This window comes from Citrobacter sp. C5_2, from assembly GCF_014596845.2.
GTDB classification, from domain to species: Bacteria; Pseudomonadota; Gammaproteobacteria; order Enterobacterales; family Enterobacteriaceae; genus Citrobacter; species Citrobacter werkmanii.
Genome location: NZ_CP115032.1, coordinates 4,755,623 through 4,772,818, shown reverse-complemented (window position 1 = coordinate 4,772,818; position 17,196 = coordinate 4,755,623). Strand labels below are relative to the sequence as shown.

11 protein-coding genes and 3 rRNA genes are annotated in these 17,196 nt (G+C 53.4%); 10 read left to right on the top strand and 4 right to left on the bottom strand.

Annotated elements, in window-relative coordinates; all coding sequences use genetic code 11:
• Positions 1 to 10: 10 nt before the first annotated feature.
• The 3 genes from ICA20_RS23155 (at position 11) to ICA20_RS23145 (ending at position 1,764) form a co-directional block, all read left to right on the top strand.
• On the top strand, positions 11 to 601 hold the full coding sequence (locus tag ICA20_RS23155; protein ID WP_008787112.1) for a YjaG family protein: 591 nt from the start codon (positions 11 to 13) through the stop codon (positions 599 to 601).
• 186 nt (positions 602 to 787) lie between these two features.
• A complete protein-coding gene (hupA, locus tag ICA20_RS23150; protein WP_001044509.1) occupies positions 788 to 1,060 on the top strand; it encodes a nucleoid-associated protein HU-alpha in 273 nt (90 codons plus the stop codon).
• 11 nt (positions 1,061 to 1,071) lie between these two features.
• Positions 1,072 to 1,764 (top strand): DUF1481 domain-containing protein, encoded by a 693-nt coding sequence (locus tag ICA20_RS23145; RefSeq protein ID WP_038642958.1) that lies wholly within the window; start codon positions 1,072 to 1,074, stop codon positions 1,762 to 1,764.
• A gap of 74 nt (positions 1,765 to 1,838) precedes the next feature.
• On the opposite strand, the gene zraP is transcribed toward ICA20_RS23145, so the two are convergent.
• Entirely contained in the window at positions 1,839 to 2,276 is a 438-nt protein-coding gene (gene zraP, locus ICA20_RS23140; RefSeq protein WP_038636154.1) for a zinc resistance sensor/chaperone ZraP, read from the bottom strand.
• Positions 2,277 to 2,530: 254 nt separating this feature from the next.
• On the opposite strand from zraP, the gene zraS reads away from it, so the two are divergent.
• A complete protein-coding gene (gene zraS, locus ICA20_RS23135) occupies positions 2,531 to 3,916 on the top strand; it encodes a two-component system sensor histidine kinase ZraS (RefSeq protein WP_038636157.1) in 1,386 nt (461 codons plus the stop codon).
• Positions 3,917 to 3,921: 5 nt separating this feature from the next.
• Positions 3,922 to 5,247 (top strand): sigma-54-dependent response regulator transcription factor ZraR, encoded by a 1,326-nt coding sequence (zraR, locus tag ICA20_RS23130; protein WP_038636160.1) that lies wholly within the window; start codon positions 3,922 to 3,924, stop codon positions 5,245 to 5,247.
• Here zraR and purD read toward each other — a convergent pair.
• Positions 5,244 to 6,533, bottom strand: a complete 1,290-nt coding sequence (gene purD / locus ICA20_RS23125; RefSeq protein WP_038636163.1) for a phosphoribosylamine--glycine ligase — start codon at positions 6,531 to 6,533, stop codon at positions 5,244 to 5,246. The genes zraR and purD overlap by 4 nt on opposite strands.
• A gap of 15 nt (positions 6,534 to 6,548) precedes the next feature.
• On the bottom strand, positions 6,549 to 8,138 hold the full coding sequence (gene purH / locus ICA20_RS23120; RefSeq protein ID WP_038636165.1) for a bifunctional phosphoribosylaminoimidazolecarboxamide formyltransferase/IMP cyclohydrolase: 1,590 nt from the start codon (positions 8,136 to 8,138) through the stop codon (positions 6,549 to 6,551).
• 619 nt (positions 8,139 to 8,757) lie between these two features.
• Between purH and ICA20_RS23115 the strand changes: the two genes are divergently transcribed.
• The 3 genes from ICA20_RS23115 to rrf all read left to right on the top strand — a co-directional run bounded on the left by ICA20_RS23115 (position 8,758) and on the right by rrf (position 13,634).
• Positions 8,758 to 10,297, top strand: a 16S ribosomal RNA gene (locus tag ICA20_RS23115).
• Positions 10,298 to 10,522: 225 nt separating this feature from the next.
• Positions 10,523 to 13,427: ribosomal RNA gene (locus ICA20_RS23110) — 23S ribosomal RNA — on the top strand.
• A 91-nt stretch (positions 13,428 to 13,518) separates the two neighbouring features.
• Positions 13,519 to 13,634 (top strand): 5S ribosomal RNA (rrf, locus tag ICA20_RS23105).
• Together the 16S, 23S and 5S rRNA genes form the textbook arrangement of a ribosomal RNA operon.
• A gap of 137 nt (positions 13,635 to 13,771) precedes the next feature.
• On the opposite strand, the gene ICA20_RS23100 is transcribed toward rrf, so the two are convergent.
• Positions 13,772 to 14,209 carry an acetyltransferase gene (locus ICA20_RS23100; RefSeq protein WP_038636168.1) on the bottom strand — a complete coding sequence of 146 codons (438 nt, stop codon included), beginning with the start codon at positions 14,207 to 14,209 and terminating at the stop codon, positions 13,772 to 13,774.
• 157 nt (positions 14,210 to 14,366) lie between these two features.
• On the opposite strand from ICA20_RS23100, the gene metA reads away from it, so the two are divergent.
• Together metA and aceB are read left to right on the top strand one after the other, a co-directional pair.
• Positions 14,367 to 15,296, top strand: a complete 930-nt coding sequence (gene metA, locus ICA20_RS23095; RefSeq protein ID WP_038636171.1) for a homoserine O-succinyltransferase — start codon at positions 14,367 to 14,369, stop codon at positions 15,294 to 15,296.
• Between the two features lie 268 nt (positions 15,297 to 15,564).
• A complete protein-coding gene (aceB, locus tag ICA20_RS23090; RefSeq protein ID WP_038636175.1) occupies positions 15,565 to 17,166 on the top strand; it encodes a malate synthase A in 1,602 nt (533 codons plus the stop codon).
• Positions 17,167 to 17,196 lie beyond the last annotated feature (30 nt).

The following is a 17,196-nucleotide window of genomic DNA, read 5'->3' as shown; positions in this document are numbered from 1 at the left end:
AGAACTCATCATGTTACAAAACCCGATTCACCTGCGTCTGGAGAAGCTGGAAAGCTGGCAGCACGTCACGTTTATGGCCTGCCTCTGTGAGCGCATGTACCCAAACTACGCCATGTTCTGCAAGCAAACTGAATTTGGCGATGGGCAGATTTACCGCCGAATTTTAGATTTAATTTGGGAAGCGCTGACGGTAAAAGACGCGAAAATCAATTTCGACAGCCAGCTGGAAAAGTTTGAAGAGGCCATTCCTTCTGCGGATGATTACGATCTGTACGGCGTTTACCCGGCGATTGATGCCTGCGTGGCATTAAGCGAACTGATGCATTCTCGTCTTAGCGGTGAAACGCTGGAGCATGCGATTGAGGTCAGCAAGGCATCGATTACGACGGTTGCGATGCTGGAAATGACCCAGGCTGGTCGCGAAATGACCGATGAAGAGCTGAAAGATAACCCTGCCGTTGAGCAAGAATGGGATATTCAGTGGGAAATTTTCCGACTTTTAGCCGACTGTGAAGAACGCGATATTGAGCTGATAAAAGGGCTTCGTGCAGACCTGCGCGAGGCTGGTGAGAGCAATATTGGTATAAATTTTCAGCAATGACACCATAAAACGTGATTTAACGCCTGATTTGTCGTGCCTGAAGGCTTCCCATCCGCCCCCGGTCTGGTCTACATTTGGGGGGCGAAAAAAAGTGGCTATCGGTGCGTGTATGCAGGAGAGTGCTTTTCTGGCATTTCCGTCGCACTCGATGCTTAGCAAGCGATAAACACATTGTAAGGATAACTTATGAACAAGACTCAACTGATTGATGTAATTGCAGACAAAGCAGAACTGTCTAAAACACAGGCTAAAGCTGCTCTGGAATCCACTCTGGCTGCTATTACTGAGTCTCTGAAAGAAGGCGATGCTGTACAACTGGTTGGTTTCGGTACCTTCAAAGTGAACCACCGTGCTGAGCGCACTGGCCGCAACCCGCAGACCGGTAAAGAAATCAAAATCGCCGCAGCTAACGTACCGGCATTTGTTTCTGGTAAAGCACTGAAAGACGCGGTTAAGTAATTCGCGTGGCAGTGAACAGTTTTATCGAAGGGGCGGTTTCGCCCCTTTTGTCCATCTGGCGTCATTCGCTTTGGCTTTCAGGTGTTCTGTTACTGTCAGCCTGTGGTAGCCATTCTGAGCTTCCTCCCTTCACGGCCAGCGGCTATGTTGGCGATCAGGGGGCGGTACGCATCTGGCGTAAAGATTCCAGCGACGATGTTCACTTGCTCTCGGTATTTAGTCCGTGGCGTAAAGGCGATACCACCACCAGTGAATACCGCTGGCAGGGTGATTCGCTCTCTCTGATAGAACTCAACGTATACAGTAAACCGTCGGAACATGTTCGGATACGCTTCGATGACCGGGGCGAACTGAGTTTCATGCAGCGTGAAGTCGACGGGCAAAAACAACAGCTTTCCAGCGATCAAATCGCGCTTTACCGCTATCGCGCCGATCAAATCCGCCAGACCAGCGATGCGCTGCGTCAGGGACGGGTGATATTGCGTCAGGGACGCTGGCATGCGAATAACACGGTGACGACCTGTGAAGGTGAAACGCTAAAGCCCGATCTGGAATCGTGGGCGATAAACCATATTGAGCGCCGCCAGCGCCATTCATCCGTAGAGGTGAGCGTGGCATGGCTGGAAGCGCCCGAAGGATCGCAACTACTGCTGGTCGCCAATGAAGATTTTTGTCACTGGCAGCCGAAAGAGAAAACATTTTAACGCCGGATGGCGACGCAAATGCGTCTTATCCATCCGTAGTCCGATTAGCGTAGCGCGATCAGGCATTAAGTCCTTTACCAGTGTCCCATTCCCATATGACCGCCACCGCGATAGTTACCGCCGCATCCGCCGTAGCCCATTCCGGCACCATGTGGCACGCCTGCTTGCGCCAGCGCGACATCACGCTTAACGCGCTGCTCATCCAGAGACTGATTCAGAGCCTCCATTTCTTTTGCCACGGCATTAATTTTTGCCGTGTCTGGCGAACTGGCTGTTAACAAGGCGTTGTACTCATAACGTTTGGAGACCAACTGTTGGCGTAACGCGCTGGTCTGGGAGTAGTAATCATCATAAATTTTCTGTGCGGTAGCCTGCTGCTCGGTGGTCATTGGTATGCCGCCCCGTTGCTGCATACCATCCCCATATCCCCAATGATGTTGCGCCAGCGCCGGGGTGGAGCCCAGAGCGATAAGAGAGAGTGCAATCAGCGCCAGTTTGTTGTTCCGTTTCATTGTTCGTTCTCCTGTTGGTTAGCTTATATTCCCTTTTGCATCTTCCGTGCCAAAGCGGCAATCCAGGCCTTGCGGAGGTTGTTCTCGCCGTCTCGGTAGGAAAGCGAGTAAAAATGACTCGCCAGAATTCGCCTGCGGGTCATTTTTACCCGCTACTTTGTGTCTGAGGGCAGGGTTCTCAGGGAGAAAAAATGGCATGATTTCTGCTGTATACCGGCAACGAAGAAAGGAAACGGTGGGTAAAGGGAGAACGTATGCGTCTTTATAAGGACACGGTGGCAAAGTGGTTGAGCAGACTCTTGCTGGCGGCAATCCTGATGTTAGTCGGCTGGTTTTCGATTATGACCATACGGGACTATGGTCGGGAAAGTGATGCCGCCCGACAAACGCTCCTGGAAAAAGGCAGTGTGTTGATTCGCGCCCTGGAGTCCGGCACGCGGGTGGGTATGGGGATGCGCATGCATCATGCCCAGCAGCAGACGCTGCTGGAGGAAATGGCCGTACAGCCAGGTGTGTTATGGTTTGCCGTCGTCGATGAGCATGGCGTCATTATTACCCACAGCAATTCGGCGATGGTGGGTAAATCACTTTATTCGCCCGATGTCCTGCAGCAGCTACACCCCGGGGAACAAGAACGCTGGCGGAAAATTGAGATACCAATGGGGGAGGGGGAAACAACGCCGGCTCTGGAAATTTATCGCCAGTTCCAGCCGATGTATGGGCCCGGACGCCATGGCATGGCGCGTTGCGCCAGCAATGACGGGCAGCTTATCACCCCAACGCAGACCATTTTTATCGCTTTCGATGCCAGCGACCTGGCCGCGACTCAGGCCAGAGAGTGGCGAAATACGCTGATTGTTTTGTCTGCGCTGGCGGCTGTGTTGCTGGCAACCGTGCTGACGTACTTCTGGTATCAGCGCTATCAGCGCTCGTATAAAGAACTACAGGATGCGATGAAGCGCAAAGAAAAACTGATGGCGCTCGGGCATCTGGCGGCTGGCGTTGCACATGAGATTCGTAACCCACTTTCATCCATCAAAGGTTTAGCAAAATATTTTGCCGAACGAACACCGGCAGGCGGTGAGTCTCACGAGCTGGCGCAGGTGATGGCGAAAGAGGCGGACCGTTTAAATCGGGTGGTGAGCGAACTGCTGGAACTGGTGAAACCTGCACATCTGACGCTACAACACGTGGATCTCAACCAGGTCATCACTCATTCACTCCACCTGGTGAGTCAGGATGCGGCAAGCCGGGACATCCAGCTACGATTTGCGGCCAATGCCACGCTGCCTGCCATTGAGGCCGATCCCGATCGGCTCACCCAGGTTCTGCTGAATCTTTATCTGAACGCCATTCATGCAATAGGCCGTCAGGGCACGATTACGGTTGAAGCGAGTGAAAGCAGCGGCGATCGCGTTAAAATCTTGGTGACCGATAGCGGGAAGGGGATTGCGCCGGAACAGCTGGAGGCCATTTTTACGCCTTACTACACGACCAAAGCTGATGGTACTGGTCTGGGACTGGCGGTAGTGCAGAACATTATCGAACAGCACGGCGGCACTATCCAGGTGGCAAGTATTGAGGGCAAAGGTACGGTCTTTACTCTCTGGCTCCCGACGAAAGCGAAACGACAGGATTAACAAGGATGACGCGCGGAAAAATCGATATTCTGGTAGTGGATGACGATATCAGCCACTGCACTATTTTACAGGCGCTGCTGCGTGGCTGGGGTTATGACGTCGCACTGGCTTATAGCGGGCGAGCGGCGCTGGAACAGGTGCGTGAACGCGTATTTGATCTGGTGCTGTGTGATGTTCGCATGGCGGAGATGGACGGTATCGCAACGTTAAAAGAGATTAAAGCCCTGAATCCAGCCATTCCGGTACTGATTATGACGGCTTTCTCCAGCGTGGAGACCGCCGTAGAGGCGCTGAAAACCGGGGCGCTGGACTACTTAATCAAACCGCTGGATTTTGACCGTTTGCAGGAAACACTGGAAAAAGCGCTGGCGCATACGCGGGATACGAGCGCTGAAGTGTTGTCAGCGTCGGCTGCGCAGTTTGGCATGATTGGCAGCAGTCCGGCGATGCAGCAGTTGCTCAATGAAATTGCGATGGTAGCGCCCTCGGACGCCACGGTGCTTATCCACGGAGATTCCGGGACAGGGAAAGAGCTGGTTGCCCGCGCGCTACACGCCAGCAGCGCGCGCAGTGATAAGCCGCTGGTGACGCTGAACTGCGCGGCGCTGAATGAGTCGCTGCTGGAGTCCGAACTTTTTGGCCACGAGAAAGGGGCGTTTACCGGGGCGGATAAACGGCGGGAAGGGCGCTTTGTGGAAGCGGACGGCGGCACGTTATTTCTTGATGAAATTGGCGATATCTCACCGCTGATGCAGGTGCGTCTGCTGCGGGCTATCCAGGAGCGAGAGGTACAACGGGTTGGCAGTAACCAGACAATTGATGTTGATGTCCGGCTGATCGCCGCCACGCACCGTAATCTGGCCGAGGAGGTCAGTGCCGGACGTTTTCGCCAGGATCTCTACTACCGTCTGAACGTGGTCACCATAGAAATGCCCGCATTATGTCAACGTCGGGAAGATATTCCGCTGCTGGCCGAACATTTTCTCCAGCGTTTTGCCGCGCGTAACCGTAAAGCGGTGAAAGGCTTTACTCCGCAGGCGATGGATCTGCTTATCCATTACGACTGGCCGGGCAATATCCGTGAACTGGAAAACGCGGTGGAGCGGGCGGTGGTGCTGCTGACGGGCGAGTATATTTCCGAGCGCGAGCTGCCGCTGGCTATTGCCGCGACGCCAATAAAAACGGAATACAGTGGCGAGATCCAGCCGCTGGTGGAAGTGGAGAAAGAGGTCATTCTGGCGGCGCTGGAAAAAACGGGCGGCAACAAAACGGAAGCCGCCCGTCAGTTAGGCATTACGCGTAAAACGCTGCTGGCGAAAATTTCGCGTTAGCGCTGTTCGCGTTCGATGGCGCGCCAGCCGATGTCGTTACGGCTGAAGCTACCGTTCCAGCGGATGTCGGCCATCAGGGCGTAAGCGCGTTTCTGCGCTTCGGCGACGGTGTGGCCCAGCGCGGTGGCGCACAGTACACGGCCGCCGCTGGTCAACACGCGGTCGTCATCGGCGAGTTTGGTGCCCGCGTGGAAAACCTTACCGTCAGCCACTTCTTCCAGCGGCAGACCGTGGATCTCGTCGCCGGTGCTGTAGCTGCCCGGATAACCGCCCGCGGCGATCACCACGCCTAATGAAGCGCGTTCGTCCCACTCGGAGGTTTTCTCATCCAGCTTGCCGTCGCAGGCGGCCAGGCACAGATCCACCAGATCCGACTTCATGCGCAGCATGATCGGCTGGGTTTCCGGATCGCCAAAGCGACAGTTGAACTCGATTACCTTCGGGTTGCCCTGCTTGTCGATCATCAGGCCCGCATACAGGAAGCCGGTGTAGGTATTCCCTTCCGCCGCCATGCCTTTCACGGTTGGCCAGATGATGCGTTCCATGGTGCGCTGGTGCACTTCATCAGTGACTACCGGCGCCGGGGAGTAAGCCCCCATCCCGCCGGTGTTCGGGCCGGTATCGCCGTTGCCCACGCGTTTGTGGTCCTGGCTGGTGGCCATCGGCAGCACGTGTTCGCCGTCGACCATCACGATAAAGCTCGCTTCTTCACCGTCGAGGAACTCTTCAATCACGATGCGGTGGCCTGCATCGCCAAAGGCGTTACCCGCCAGCATGTCCTGCACGGCGGCTTCCGCTTCTTCGAGCGTCATCGCGACGATAACGCCTTTACCGGCGGCCAGACCGTCGGCTTTGATGACGATCGGAGCGCCTTTCTCGCGCAGGTAAGCCAGCGCAGGCTCAACCTCGGTAAAGTTCTGGTACTCCGCCGTCGGGATGTGATGACGGGCGAGGAAATCTTTGGTGAAGGCTTTGGAGCCTTCCAACTGTGCGGCGCCTTCGGTTGGGCCGAAGATCTTCAGACCTGCGGCGCGAAACGCATCGACCACGCCAATCACCAGCGGCGCTTCCGGGCCAACGATGGTCAGGTCAATCTTCTCGTTCTGGGCAAAGCTCAGCAGCGCCGGGATATCGGTTACGCCGATAGCCACGTTTTGCAGCGCGGGTTCCAGCGCGGTGCCCGCGTTGCCCGGTGCGACAAAAACGGTATCAACCAGCGGCGACTGCGCCGCTTTCCACGCCAGCGCGTGCTCGCGCCCGCCGTTGCCAATCACTAATACTTTCATCGTCTGCTCCGTGGATTAATGGCGGAAGTGGCGCATGTCGGTAAAGATCATCGCGATACCGTGTTCATCGGCAGCGGCAATGACTTCATCATCACGGATAGAACCGCCAGGCTGGATCACACAGCTCACGCCCACGGCGGCAGCGGCATCAATACCGTCACGGAACGGGAAGAAGGCGTCGGAGGCCATCGCGGAGCCTTTCACTTCCAGACCTTCGTCAGCCGCTTTAATCCCGGCGATTTTCGCGGAGTAGACACGGCTCATCTGGCCTGCGCCTATGCCGATGGTCATGTTCTCTTTGGCATACACAATAGCGTTGGACTTCACAAACTTGGCTACCTTCCAGCAGAACAGCGCGTCACGCAGCTCTTGCTCGGTCGGCTGGCGTTTAGACACCACGCGCAGTTCGCCTTCGCCTACCATACCCAGGTCGCGGTCCTGAACCAGCAGGCCGCCGTTAACGCGTTTGAAGTCCAGACCCGGCACACGCTGTGCCCACTGGCCGCAGATCAGGACGCGAACGTTCTGTTTAGCGGCAGTGATCTTCAGCGCTTCTTCGGTCGCGGACGGGGCGATGATCACTTCCACGAACTGGCGGGAGATAATCGCCTGCGCGGTTTCGGCATCCAGCTCGCGGTTGAAGGCGATGATGCCGCCGAACGCGGAGGTTGGGTCGGTTTTGTACGCACGGTCGTAAGCGTCGAGAATAGTGGAGCTCACCGCCACGCCGCACGGGTTGGCATGCTTGACGATCACGCAGGCTGGCTCGTTGAACTCTTTCACGCATTCCAGTGCCGCATCGGTATCGGCGATGTTGTTGTAGGAGAGCGCTTTGCCCTGCACCTGCTGTGCGGTGGCAACGGACGCTTCTTTCACATTCTCTTCTATATAGAAGGCTGCCTGCTGGTGGCTGTTCTCGCCGTAGCGCATATCCTGCTTCTTAATGAAGTTCAGGTTCAGCGTACGCGGGAAGCGACCGGCGGCTTCTTTGCTTTCACCGTGGTAGGCCGGAACCATGCTGCCGAAGTAGTTGGCAATCATGCTGTCGTAGGCGGCGGTGTGTTCGAAAGCTTTAATCGCGAGATCGAAACGGGTGTCGAGAGTCAGAGAGCCTTCATTAGCATCCATCTCTTTAATAATGGCGTCGTAGTCACTGCTCTTCACCACGATGGCGACGTCTTTATGGTTCTTGGCAGCAGAGCGCACCATGGTCGGGCCGCCGATATCAATGTTCTCTACCGCATCTTCCAGCGAGCAGCCTTCACGGGCTACGGTTTCGGCGAAGGGGTACAGGTTAACGACCACCATATCGATAGGGGCGATGTGATGCTGTTCCATGATCGCATCGTCCTGGCCGCGACGGCCGAGGATGCCGCCGTGGACTTTTGGATGCAGGGTCTTCACGCGTCCATCCATCATTTCCGGGAAACCGGTGTAATCGGAAACTTCGGTCACTGCCAGGCCTTTTTCTGCTAACAGGCGGGCGGTCCCCCCCGTAGACAGCAGCTCCACACCGCGTGCGGAAAGTGCCTGAGCGAATTCGATGATACCGGCCTTGTCAGAAACACTGAGCAGAGCGCGGCGGACTGGACGACGTTGTTGCATGGTAAATCCCCTGGATTTGACTATTACAGAGAGCGTTAGGTGAATTCTTGGCTAAAAACTCAGCTAACGCCCCTCACGGGGCATCCTTGTTGTGCGGTGGCATTGTAACGAAAACGTTTGCGCAACGCTCGCGAATTTTTCTCTTTCCTTTAATTCGATTATTTCAGCTTTATAGATGAGGGGTAAATCGAAGTGATGATCGCAAGAGAACCTTATTTTTGTGGATAACTCTGTGTGTAAATGGGTATAAGACGGGGTTCTGCTGTGGAATGCAGCAGTCAGTCATTTTTCTGTCATTTAAGGGTTGCGGGCTGAAGGAAACTCCCTATAATGCGCCTCCATCGACACGGCGGATGTGAATCACTTCACACAAACAGCCCGGTCGGTTGAAGAGAAAAACCTGAAAATGAGGGTTGACTCTGAAAGAGGAAAGCGTAATATACGCCACCTCGCGACAGAGCGCTAAGGCGCGTCGCAACTGCTCTTTAACAATTTATCAGACAATCTGTGTGGGCACTCGAGGATACGGATTCTTAACGTCGCAAGACGAAAAATGAATACCAAGTCTCTGAGTGAACACGTAATTCATTACGAAGTTTAATTCACGAGCATCAAACTTAAATTGAAGAGTTTGATCATGGCTCAGATTGAACGCTGGCGGCAGGCCTAACACATGCAAGTCGAACGGTAGCACAGAGAGCTTGCTCTCGGGTGACGAGTGGCGGACGGGTGAGTAATGTCTGGGAAACTGCCCGATGGAGGGGGATAACTACTGGAAACGGTAGCTAATACCGCATAATGTCGCAAGACCAAAGAGGGGGACCTTCGGGCCTCTTGCCATCGGATGTGCCCAGATGGGATTAGCTAGTAGGTGGGGTAACGGCTCACCTAGGCGACGATCCCTAGCTGGTCTGAGAGGATGACCAGCCACACTGGAACTGAGACACGGTCCAGACTCCTACGGGAGGCAGCAGTGGGGAATATTGCACAATGGGCGCAAGCCTGATGCAGCCATGCCGCGTGTATGAAGAAGGCCTTCGGGTTGTAAAGTACTTTCAGCGAGGAGGAAGGCGTTGTGGTTAATAACCACAGCGATTGACGTTACTCGCAGAAGAAGCACCGGCTAACTCCGTGCCAGCAGCCGCGGTAATACGGAGGGTGCAAGCGTTAATCGGAATTACTGGGCGTAAAGCGCACGCAGGCGGTCTGTCAAGTCGGATGTGAAATCCCCGGGCTCAACCTGGGAACTGCATCCGAAACTGGCAGGCTAGAGTCTTGTAGAGGGGGGTAGAATTCCAGGTGTAGCGGTGAAATGCGTAGAGATCTGGAGGAATACCGGTGGCGAAGGCGGCCCCCTGGACAAAGACTGACGCTCAGGTGCGAAAGCGTGGGGAGCAAACAGGATTAGATACCCTGGTAGTCCACGCCGTAAACGATGTCGACTTGGAGGTTGTGCCCTTGAGGCGTGGCTTCCGGAGCTAACGCGTTAAGTCGACCGCCTGGGGAGTACGGCCGCAAGGTTAAAACTCAAATGAATTGACGGGGGCCCGCACAAGCGGTGGAGCATGTGGTTTAATTCGATGCAACGCGAAGAACCTTACCTACTCTTGACATCCAGAGAACTTAGCAGAGATGCTTTGGTGCCTTCGGGAACTCTGAGACAGGTGCTGCATGGCTGTCGTCAGCTCGTGTTGTGAAATGTTGGGTTAAGTCCCGCAACGAGCGCAACCCTTATCCTTTGTTGCCAGCGGTCCGGCCGGGAACTCAAAGGAGACTGCCAGTGATAAACTGGAGGAAGGTGGGGATGACGTCAAGTCATCATGGCCCTTACGAGTAGGGCTACACACGTGCTACAATGGCATATACAAAGAGAAGCGACCTCGCGAGAGCAAGCGGACCTCATAAAGTATGTCGTAGTCCGGATTGGAGTCTGCAACTCGACTCCATGAAGTCGGAATCGCTAGTAATCGTGGATCAGAATGCCACGGTGAATACGTTCCCGGGCCTTGTACACACCGCCCGTCACACCATGGGAGTGGGTTGCAAAAGAAGTAGGTAGCTTAACCTTCGGGAGGGCGCTTACCACTTTGTGATTCATGACTGGGGTGAAGTCGTAACAAGGTAACCGTAGGGGAACCTGCGGTTGGATCACCTCCTTACCTTAAAGAAACGTTCTTTGCAGTGCTCACACAGATTGTCTGATGAATGATGAACTTCTGAATGTACTTTCGAGTGCATTAAGAAGTTTTGCTCTTTAAAAATCTGGATCAAGCTGAAAATTGAAACGACACACTGTGTCTGTTCGCCGTAATAAGAACAGATAAAAGGTGTGTTCGAGTCTCTCAAATTTTTGCAATCAGAAGTGAAACATCTTCGGGTTGTGAGGTTAAGCGACTAAGCGTACACGGTGGATGCCCTGGCAGTCAGAGGCGATGAAGGACGTGCTAATCTGCGATAAGCGCCGGTAAGGTGATATGAACCGTTATAACCGGCGATTTCCGAATGGGGAAACCCAGTGTGATTCGTCACACTATCGTTAACTGAATACATAGGTTAACGAAGCGAACCGGGGGAACTGAAACATCTAAGTACCCCGAGGAAAAGAAATCAACCGAGATTCCCCCAGTAGCGGCGAGCGAACGGGGAGCAGCCCAGAGTCTGAATCAGCATGTGTGTTAGTGGAACGGTCTGGAAAGTCCGACGGTACAGGGTGATAGTCCCGTACACAAAAATGCACAGGTTGTGAACTCGAAGAGTAGGGCGGGACACGTGGTATCCTGTCTGAATATGGGGGGACCATCCTCCAAGGCTAAATACTCCTGACTGACCGATAGTGAACCAGTACCGTGAGGGAAAGGCGAAAAGAACCCCGGCGAGGGGAGTGAAAAAGAACCTGAAACCGTGTACGTACAAGCAGTGGGAGCACCTTCGGGTGTGACTGCGTACCTTTTGTATAATGGGTCAGCGACTTATATTCTGTAGCAAGGTTAACCGTATAGGGGAGCCGAAGGGAAACCGAGTCTTAACTGGGCGTTAAGTTGCAGGGTATAGACCCGAAACCCGGTGATCTAGCCATGGGCAGGTTGAAGGTTGGGTAACACTAACTGGAGGACCGAACCGACTAATGTTGAAAAATTAGCGGATGACTTGTGGCTGGGGGTGAAAGGCCAATCAAACCGGGAGATAGCTGGTTCTCCCCGAAAGCTATTTAGGTAGCGCCTCGTGAATTCATCTTCGGGGGTAGAGCACTGTTTCGGCTAGGGGGTCATCCCGACTTACCAACCCGATGCAAACTGCGAATACCGAAGAATGTTATCACGGGAGACACACGGCGGGTGCTAACGTCCGTCGTGAAGAGGGAAACAACCCAGACCGCCAGCTAAGGTCCCAAAGTCATGGTTAAGTGGGAAACGATGTGGGAAGGCACAGACAGCCAGGATGTTGGCTTAGAAGCAGCCATCATTTAAAGAAAGCGTAATAGCTCACTGGTCGAGTCGGCCTGCGCGGAAGATGTAACGGGGCTAAACCATGCACCGAAGCTGCGGCAGCGACACTATGTGTTGTTGGGTAGGGGAGCGTTCTGTAAGCCGTTGAAGGTGGCCTGTGAGGGTTGCTGGAGGTATCAGAAGTGCGAATGCTGACATAAGTAACGATAATGCGGGTGAAAAACCCGCACGCCGGAAGACCAAGGGTTCCTGTCCAACGTTAATCGGGGCAGGGTGAGTCGACCCCTAAGGCGAGGCCGAAAGGCGTAGTCGATGGGAAACAGGTTAATATTCCTGTACTTGGTGTTACTGCGAAGGGGGGACGGAGAAGGCTATGTCGGCCGGGCGACGGTTGTCCCGGTTTAAGCATGTAGGCGGAGGTTCCAGGTAAATCCGGTACCTTTTAACGCTGAGGTGTGATGACGAGGCACTACGGTGCTGAAGTGACAAATGCCCTGCTTCCAGGAAAAGCCTCTAAGCATCAGGTAACATCAAATCGTACCCCAAACCGACACAGGTGGTCAGGTAGAGAATACCAAGGCGCTTGAGAGAACTCGGGTGAAGGAACTAGGCAAAATGGTGCCGTAACTTCGGGAGAAGGCACGCTGATAGGTAGGTGAAGTGATTTACTCATGGAGCTGAAATCAGTCGAAGATACCAGCTGGCTGCAACTGTTTATTAAAAACACAGCACTGTGCAAACACGAAAGTGGACGTATACGGTGTGACGCCTGCCCGGTGCCGGAAGGTTAATTGATGGGGTTATCCGTAAGGAGAAGCTCTTGATCGAAGCCCCGGTAAACGGCGGCCGTAACTATAACGGTCCTAAGGTAGCGAAATTCCTTGTCGGGTAAGTTCCGACCTGCACGAATGGCGTAATGATGGCCAGGCTGTCTCCACCCGAGACTCAGTGAAATTGAACTCGCTGTGAAGATGCAGTGTACCCGCGGCAAGACGGAAAGACCCCGTGAACCTTTACTATAGCTTGACACTGAACACTGGTCCTTGATGTGTAGGATAGGTGGGAGGCTTTGAAGTGTGGACGCCAGTCTGCATGGAGCCGTCCTTGAAATACCACCCTTTAATGGCTGGTGTTCTAACGTGGGCCCGTAATCCGGGTTGCGGACAGTGTCTGGTGGGTAGTTTGACTGGGGCGGTCTCCTCCCAAAGAGTAACGGAGGAGCACGAAGGTTAGCTAATCCTGGTCGGACATCAGGAGGTTAGTGCAAAGGCATAAGCTAGCTTGACTGCGAGAGTGACGGCTCGAGCAGGTGCGAAAGCAGGTCTTAGTGATCCGGTGGTTCTGAATGGAAGGGCCATCGCTCAACGGATAAAAGGTACTCCGGGGATAACAGGCTGATACCGCCCAAGAGTTCATATCGACGGCGGTGTTTGGCACCTCGATGTCGGCTCATCACATCCTGGGGCTGAAGTAGGTCCCAAGGGTATGGCTGTTCGCCATTTAAAGTGGTACGCGAGCTGGGTTTAGAACGTCGTGAGACAGTTCGGTCCCTATCTGCCGTGGGCGCTGGAGAATTGAGGGGGGCTGCTCCTAGTACGAGAGGACCGGAGTGGACGCATCACTGGTGTTCGGGTTGTCATGCCAATGGCACTGCCCGGTAGCTAAATGCGGAAGAGATAAGTGCTGAAAGCATCTAAGCACGAAACTTGCCCCGAGATGAGTTCTCCCTGAGACTTTGAGTCTCCTGAAGGAACGTTGAAGACGACGACGTTGATAGGTCGGGTGTGTAAGCGTAGCGATACGTTGAGCTAACCGATACTAATGAACCGTGAGGCTTAACCTTACAACGCCGAAGATGTTTTGGCGAAGAGACAGATTTTCAGCCTGATACAGATAACATCAGAACGCACAAAGCGGTCTGATAACAGAATTTGCCTGGCGGCTGTAGCGCGGTGGTCCCACCTGACCCCATGCCGAACTCAGAAGTGAAACGCCGTAGCGCCGATGGTAGTGTGGGGTCTCCCCATGCGAGAGTAGGGAACTGCCAGGCATTAATTAAAGTGAAGAAGCCCATCCTGCCGGATGGGCTTTTTTGCGTCTGTGGTGAACACAGCCGTTGTGACCTGGATGTAGGCCTGATAAGCGCAGCGCATCAGGCAATCCCGCACCACGTAAAAACTTGCCCTGCTACCCGCGTACGAGATTGAGCAACGGGTAGGGGCGCCCAAGATCGTCCACCTCTGTACGTCCCGTCACGCTAAATCCCATCTTCTTATAGAATCCAACCGCTTGTTCATTCTGTTCGTTAACGTTAGTTGTTAGCGTGGAACTCATTGATAAAGCATGTTCAATCAGCAGCTTACCAACGCCACTACCACGCACATCCGGATCGACAAACAGGGCATCTATATGCTGATCGGTCAGGAGCATAAAGGCGACTGGCTCATCCTGATTTGTCACTGCAACCCATAGAGGGGCTTCTGGTAAAAAAGAACGTACCAACTGTTCCAGTTCAACCCGATAATCCGCAGAGAGGAAATGGTGCGTGGCATCCACTGAGCGACACCAAATAGAAACTAACTTGTCTCCTTCGTCCTGACGCGAACGACGGATGGTAAAGGTCATAGCATTCTCCTTTTTTCTTTACTGCACTATTCTACAGCAAGGAACCGTGAAACTTTCTCAACTTGAGGATGCAGACTCGACATTCTGCTGATTCCTGGGTATCTTCAGCTATCTGGATGTCTAAACGTTTAAACGTATGTAGTGAGGTTATCAGGTTATGCCAATTCGCGTGCAGGACGAACTACCCGCCGTCAATTTCTTGCGTGAGGAAAACGTCTTTGTCATGACGACATCCCGCGCTTCCGGTCAGGAAATCCGTCCACTGAAGGTACTTATCCTCAACCTGATGCCGAAGAAGATTGAAACGGAAAACCAGTTCCTGCGTTTATTGTCTAACTCACCGCTACAGGTAGATATTCAGCTATTGCGCATCGATGCCCGCGAGTCACGCAACACCCCAACGGAGCATCTGAATAACTTTTACTGTAATTTCGAGGATATCTGCGATCAGAACTTTGATGGACTGATCGTTACAGGGGCGCCGCTGGGTCTGGTTGAGTTTAATGACGTGGCTTACTGGCCGCAGATAAAACAGGTTCTTGAGTGGGCTAAAGATCACGTTACCTCGACGCTGTTTGTCTGCTGGGCGGTACAGGCCGCATTGAATATCCTTTATGGCATTCCCAAGCAAACCCGCACGGATAAACTCTCCGGCGTCTATGAGCATCATATTCTGCATCCTCATGCGTTGCTGACGCGCGGATTTGATGATGCATTTTTGGCCCCTCATTCGCGCTATGCCGACTTCCCTGCCGCACTTATCCGCGACTATACCGATCTCGAGATTTTTGCCGAAACGGAAGAGGGCGATGCCTATCTGTTCGCCAGTAAAGATAAACGCATTGCCTTTGTGACGGGTCATCCCGAGTATGACGCGCACACGCTCGGTAGCGAATATTTTCGTGACGTTGAAGCGGGCTTATCCCCGGAAGTACCCTATAACTACTTCCCGAAAGATGACCCGCAAAACAAACCGCGGGCAACCTGGCGTAGCCATGGCAATCTGTTGTTTACCAACTGGCTCAACTATTACGTCTACCAGATCACGCCATATGATCTGCGTCACATGAATCCAACGCTGGATTAATCTTCTGTAGCAGACGATCCTTAAGCGTTTCAGCATGTTGAATCAGGCACCTTCGGGTGCCTTTTTTATTTCCGAAACGCACCTCACTGTGTAATTAAATTTTATTTATATTGTTATCAATAGGTTAATGGATAATTAATTTAAAAATGGAAATTGTTTTTGATTTTGAAATTTAAATGAGTAGTCTTAGTTGTGCTGAACGAAAACCGCACAACGATCCTTCGTTCGCATTGGGGATGTGTTTGGATCACTGACGAGGAACTACGCAATGAATCAACAGGCAACGACAACCGATGAACTGGTCTTCACCAGGCCGCGTGGCGAACAGGAGCAGCAAATCCTGACCGGAGAAGCGGTGGAGTTTCTGACTGAACTGGTGACAAGATTTACGCCTAAGCGGAATAAGCTTCTGGCTGCGCGGATCCAGCAGCAGCAGGATATTGATAACGGTAAGTTGCCTGATTTTATTTCGGAAACAGCTTCCATTCGTGAGGGCGACTGGAAAATTCGCGGTATTCCTGATGATTTACTGGATCGCCGCGTAGAGATTACCGGACCGGTTGAGCGCAAGATGGTCATCAACGCGCTGAACGCGAACGTCAAAGTCTTTATGGCTGACTTTGAAGATTCGCTGGCCCCTGAGTGGAGCAAAGTTATCGACGGGCAGATCAACCTGCGCGATGCGGTCAATGGCACCATTAGTTACACCAACGAAGCGGGTAAAATTTATCAACTTAAACCCAATCCAGCTTTATTGGTGTGTCGTGTGCGTGGTCTGCATCTGCCGGAAAAACACGTCACCTGGCGTGGCGAATCCATCCCTGGCAGCCTGTTCGATTTTGCACTCTACTTCTTCCACAACTACAAAGCGTTGCTGGCAAAAGGCAGTGGCCCGTATTTCTATCTGCCAAAAACGCAGGCCTGGCAAGAAGCTGCCTGGTGGAGTGAAGTGTTCAGCTATGCAGAGGACCGCTTTAATCTGCCGCGCGGCACCATCAAAGCGACCTTGCTGATTGAAACGTTGCCCGCTGTTTTCCAGATGGACGAAATTCTGCACGCGTTGCGTGATCACATTGTGGGCCTGAACTGTGGCCGCTGGGATTACATTTTCAGCTATATCAAAACCCTGAAGAATCATCCGGACCGCGTGCTACCAGACCGTCAGGTGGTGACGATGGATAAGCCATTCCTTAGCGCCTACTCGCGTCTGTTGATTAAAACCTGTCATAAACGCGGCGCGTTCGCGATGGGCGGCATGGCTGCGTTCATTCCCAGTAAAGATGCCGAGCGTAACAACCAGGTTCTGACCAAGGTAAAAGCGGATAAAGCGCTGGAAGCGAATAACGGTCATGACGGTACATGGATTGCCCATCCGGGCCTGGCAGATACTGCAATGACGGTATTCAACGACGTGCTCGGAGAAAACAAAAATCAGCTGTTTGTAACGCGTGAAGAAGATGCGCCAATTACCGCCGAACAGCTGCTGGCGCCTTGTGAAGGTGAGCGTACCGAAGAGGGTATGCGCGCCAATATCCGTGTCGCGGTGCAGTATATCGAGGCGTGGATCTCCGGTAACGGCTGCGTGCCGATTTACGGTCTGATGGAAGATGCGGCCACCGCTGAAATCTCCCGCACCTCTATCTGGCAGTGGATCCACCACCAGAAAACGCTCAGCAATGGCAAGCCGGTGACCAAACCGCTGTTCCGCCAGATGCTGGCCGAAGAGATGCTGGTGATTCAGGACGAACTGGGCGAGCACCGCTACAGCAGCGGGCGTTTTGACGACGCCGCGCGCCTGATGGAGCAAATCACTACCTCTGATGAACTGATCGATTTCTTGACCCTGCCAGGTTACCGCCTGCTGGCTTAACTCACCACATAACAATATGGAGCATCTGCA

What these genes read in the sequence shown, in the direction of transcription:
- ICA20_RS23100 (WP_038636168.1), bottom strand. Translation starts at nt 14,209, where the DNA reads ATGACCTTTACCATCCGTCGTTCGCGTCAGGACGAAGGAGACAAGTTA.
- hupA (WP_001044509.1), top strand. Translation starts at nt 788, where the DNA reads ATGAACAAGACTCAACTGATTGATGTAATTGCAGACAAAGCAGAACTG.
- zraR (WP_038636160.1), top strand. Translation starts at nt 3,922, where the DNA reads ATGACGCGCGGAAAAATCGATATTCTGGTAGTGGATGACGATATCAGC.
- aceB (WP_038636175.1), top strand. Translation starts at nt 15,565, where the DNA reads ATGAATCAACAGGCAACGACAACCGATGAACTGGTCTTCACCAGGCCG.
- purD (WP_038636163.1), bottom strand. Translation starts at nt 6,533, where the DNA reads ATGAAAGTATTAGTGATTGGCAACGGCGGGCGCGAGCACGCGCTGGCG.
- metA (WP_038636171.1), top strand. Translation starts at nt 14,367, where the DNA reads ATGCCAATTCGCGTGCAGGACGAACTACCCGCCGTCAATTTCTTGCGT.
- ICA20_RS23155 (WP_008787112.1), top strand. Translation starts at nt 11, where the DNA reads ATGTTACAAAACCCGATTCACCTGCGTCTGGAGAAGCTGGAAAGCTGG.
- zraP (WP_038636154.1), bottom strand. Translation starts at nt 2,276, where the DNA reads ATGAAACGGAACAACAAACTGGCGCTGATTGCACTCTCTCTTATCGCT.
- zraS (WP_038636157.1), top strand. Translation starts at nt 2,531, where the DNA reads ATGCGTCTTTATAAGGACACGGTGGCAAAGTGGTTGAGCAGACTCTTG.
- purH (WP_038636165.1), bottom strand. Translation starts at nt 8,138, where the DNA reads ATGCAACAACGTCGTCCAGTCCGCCGCGCTCTGCTCAGTGTTTCTGAC.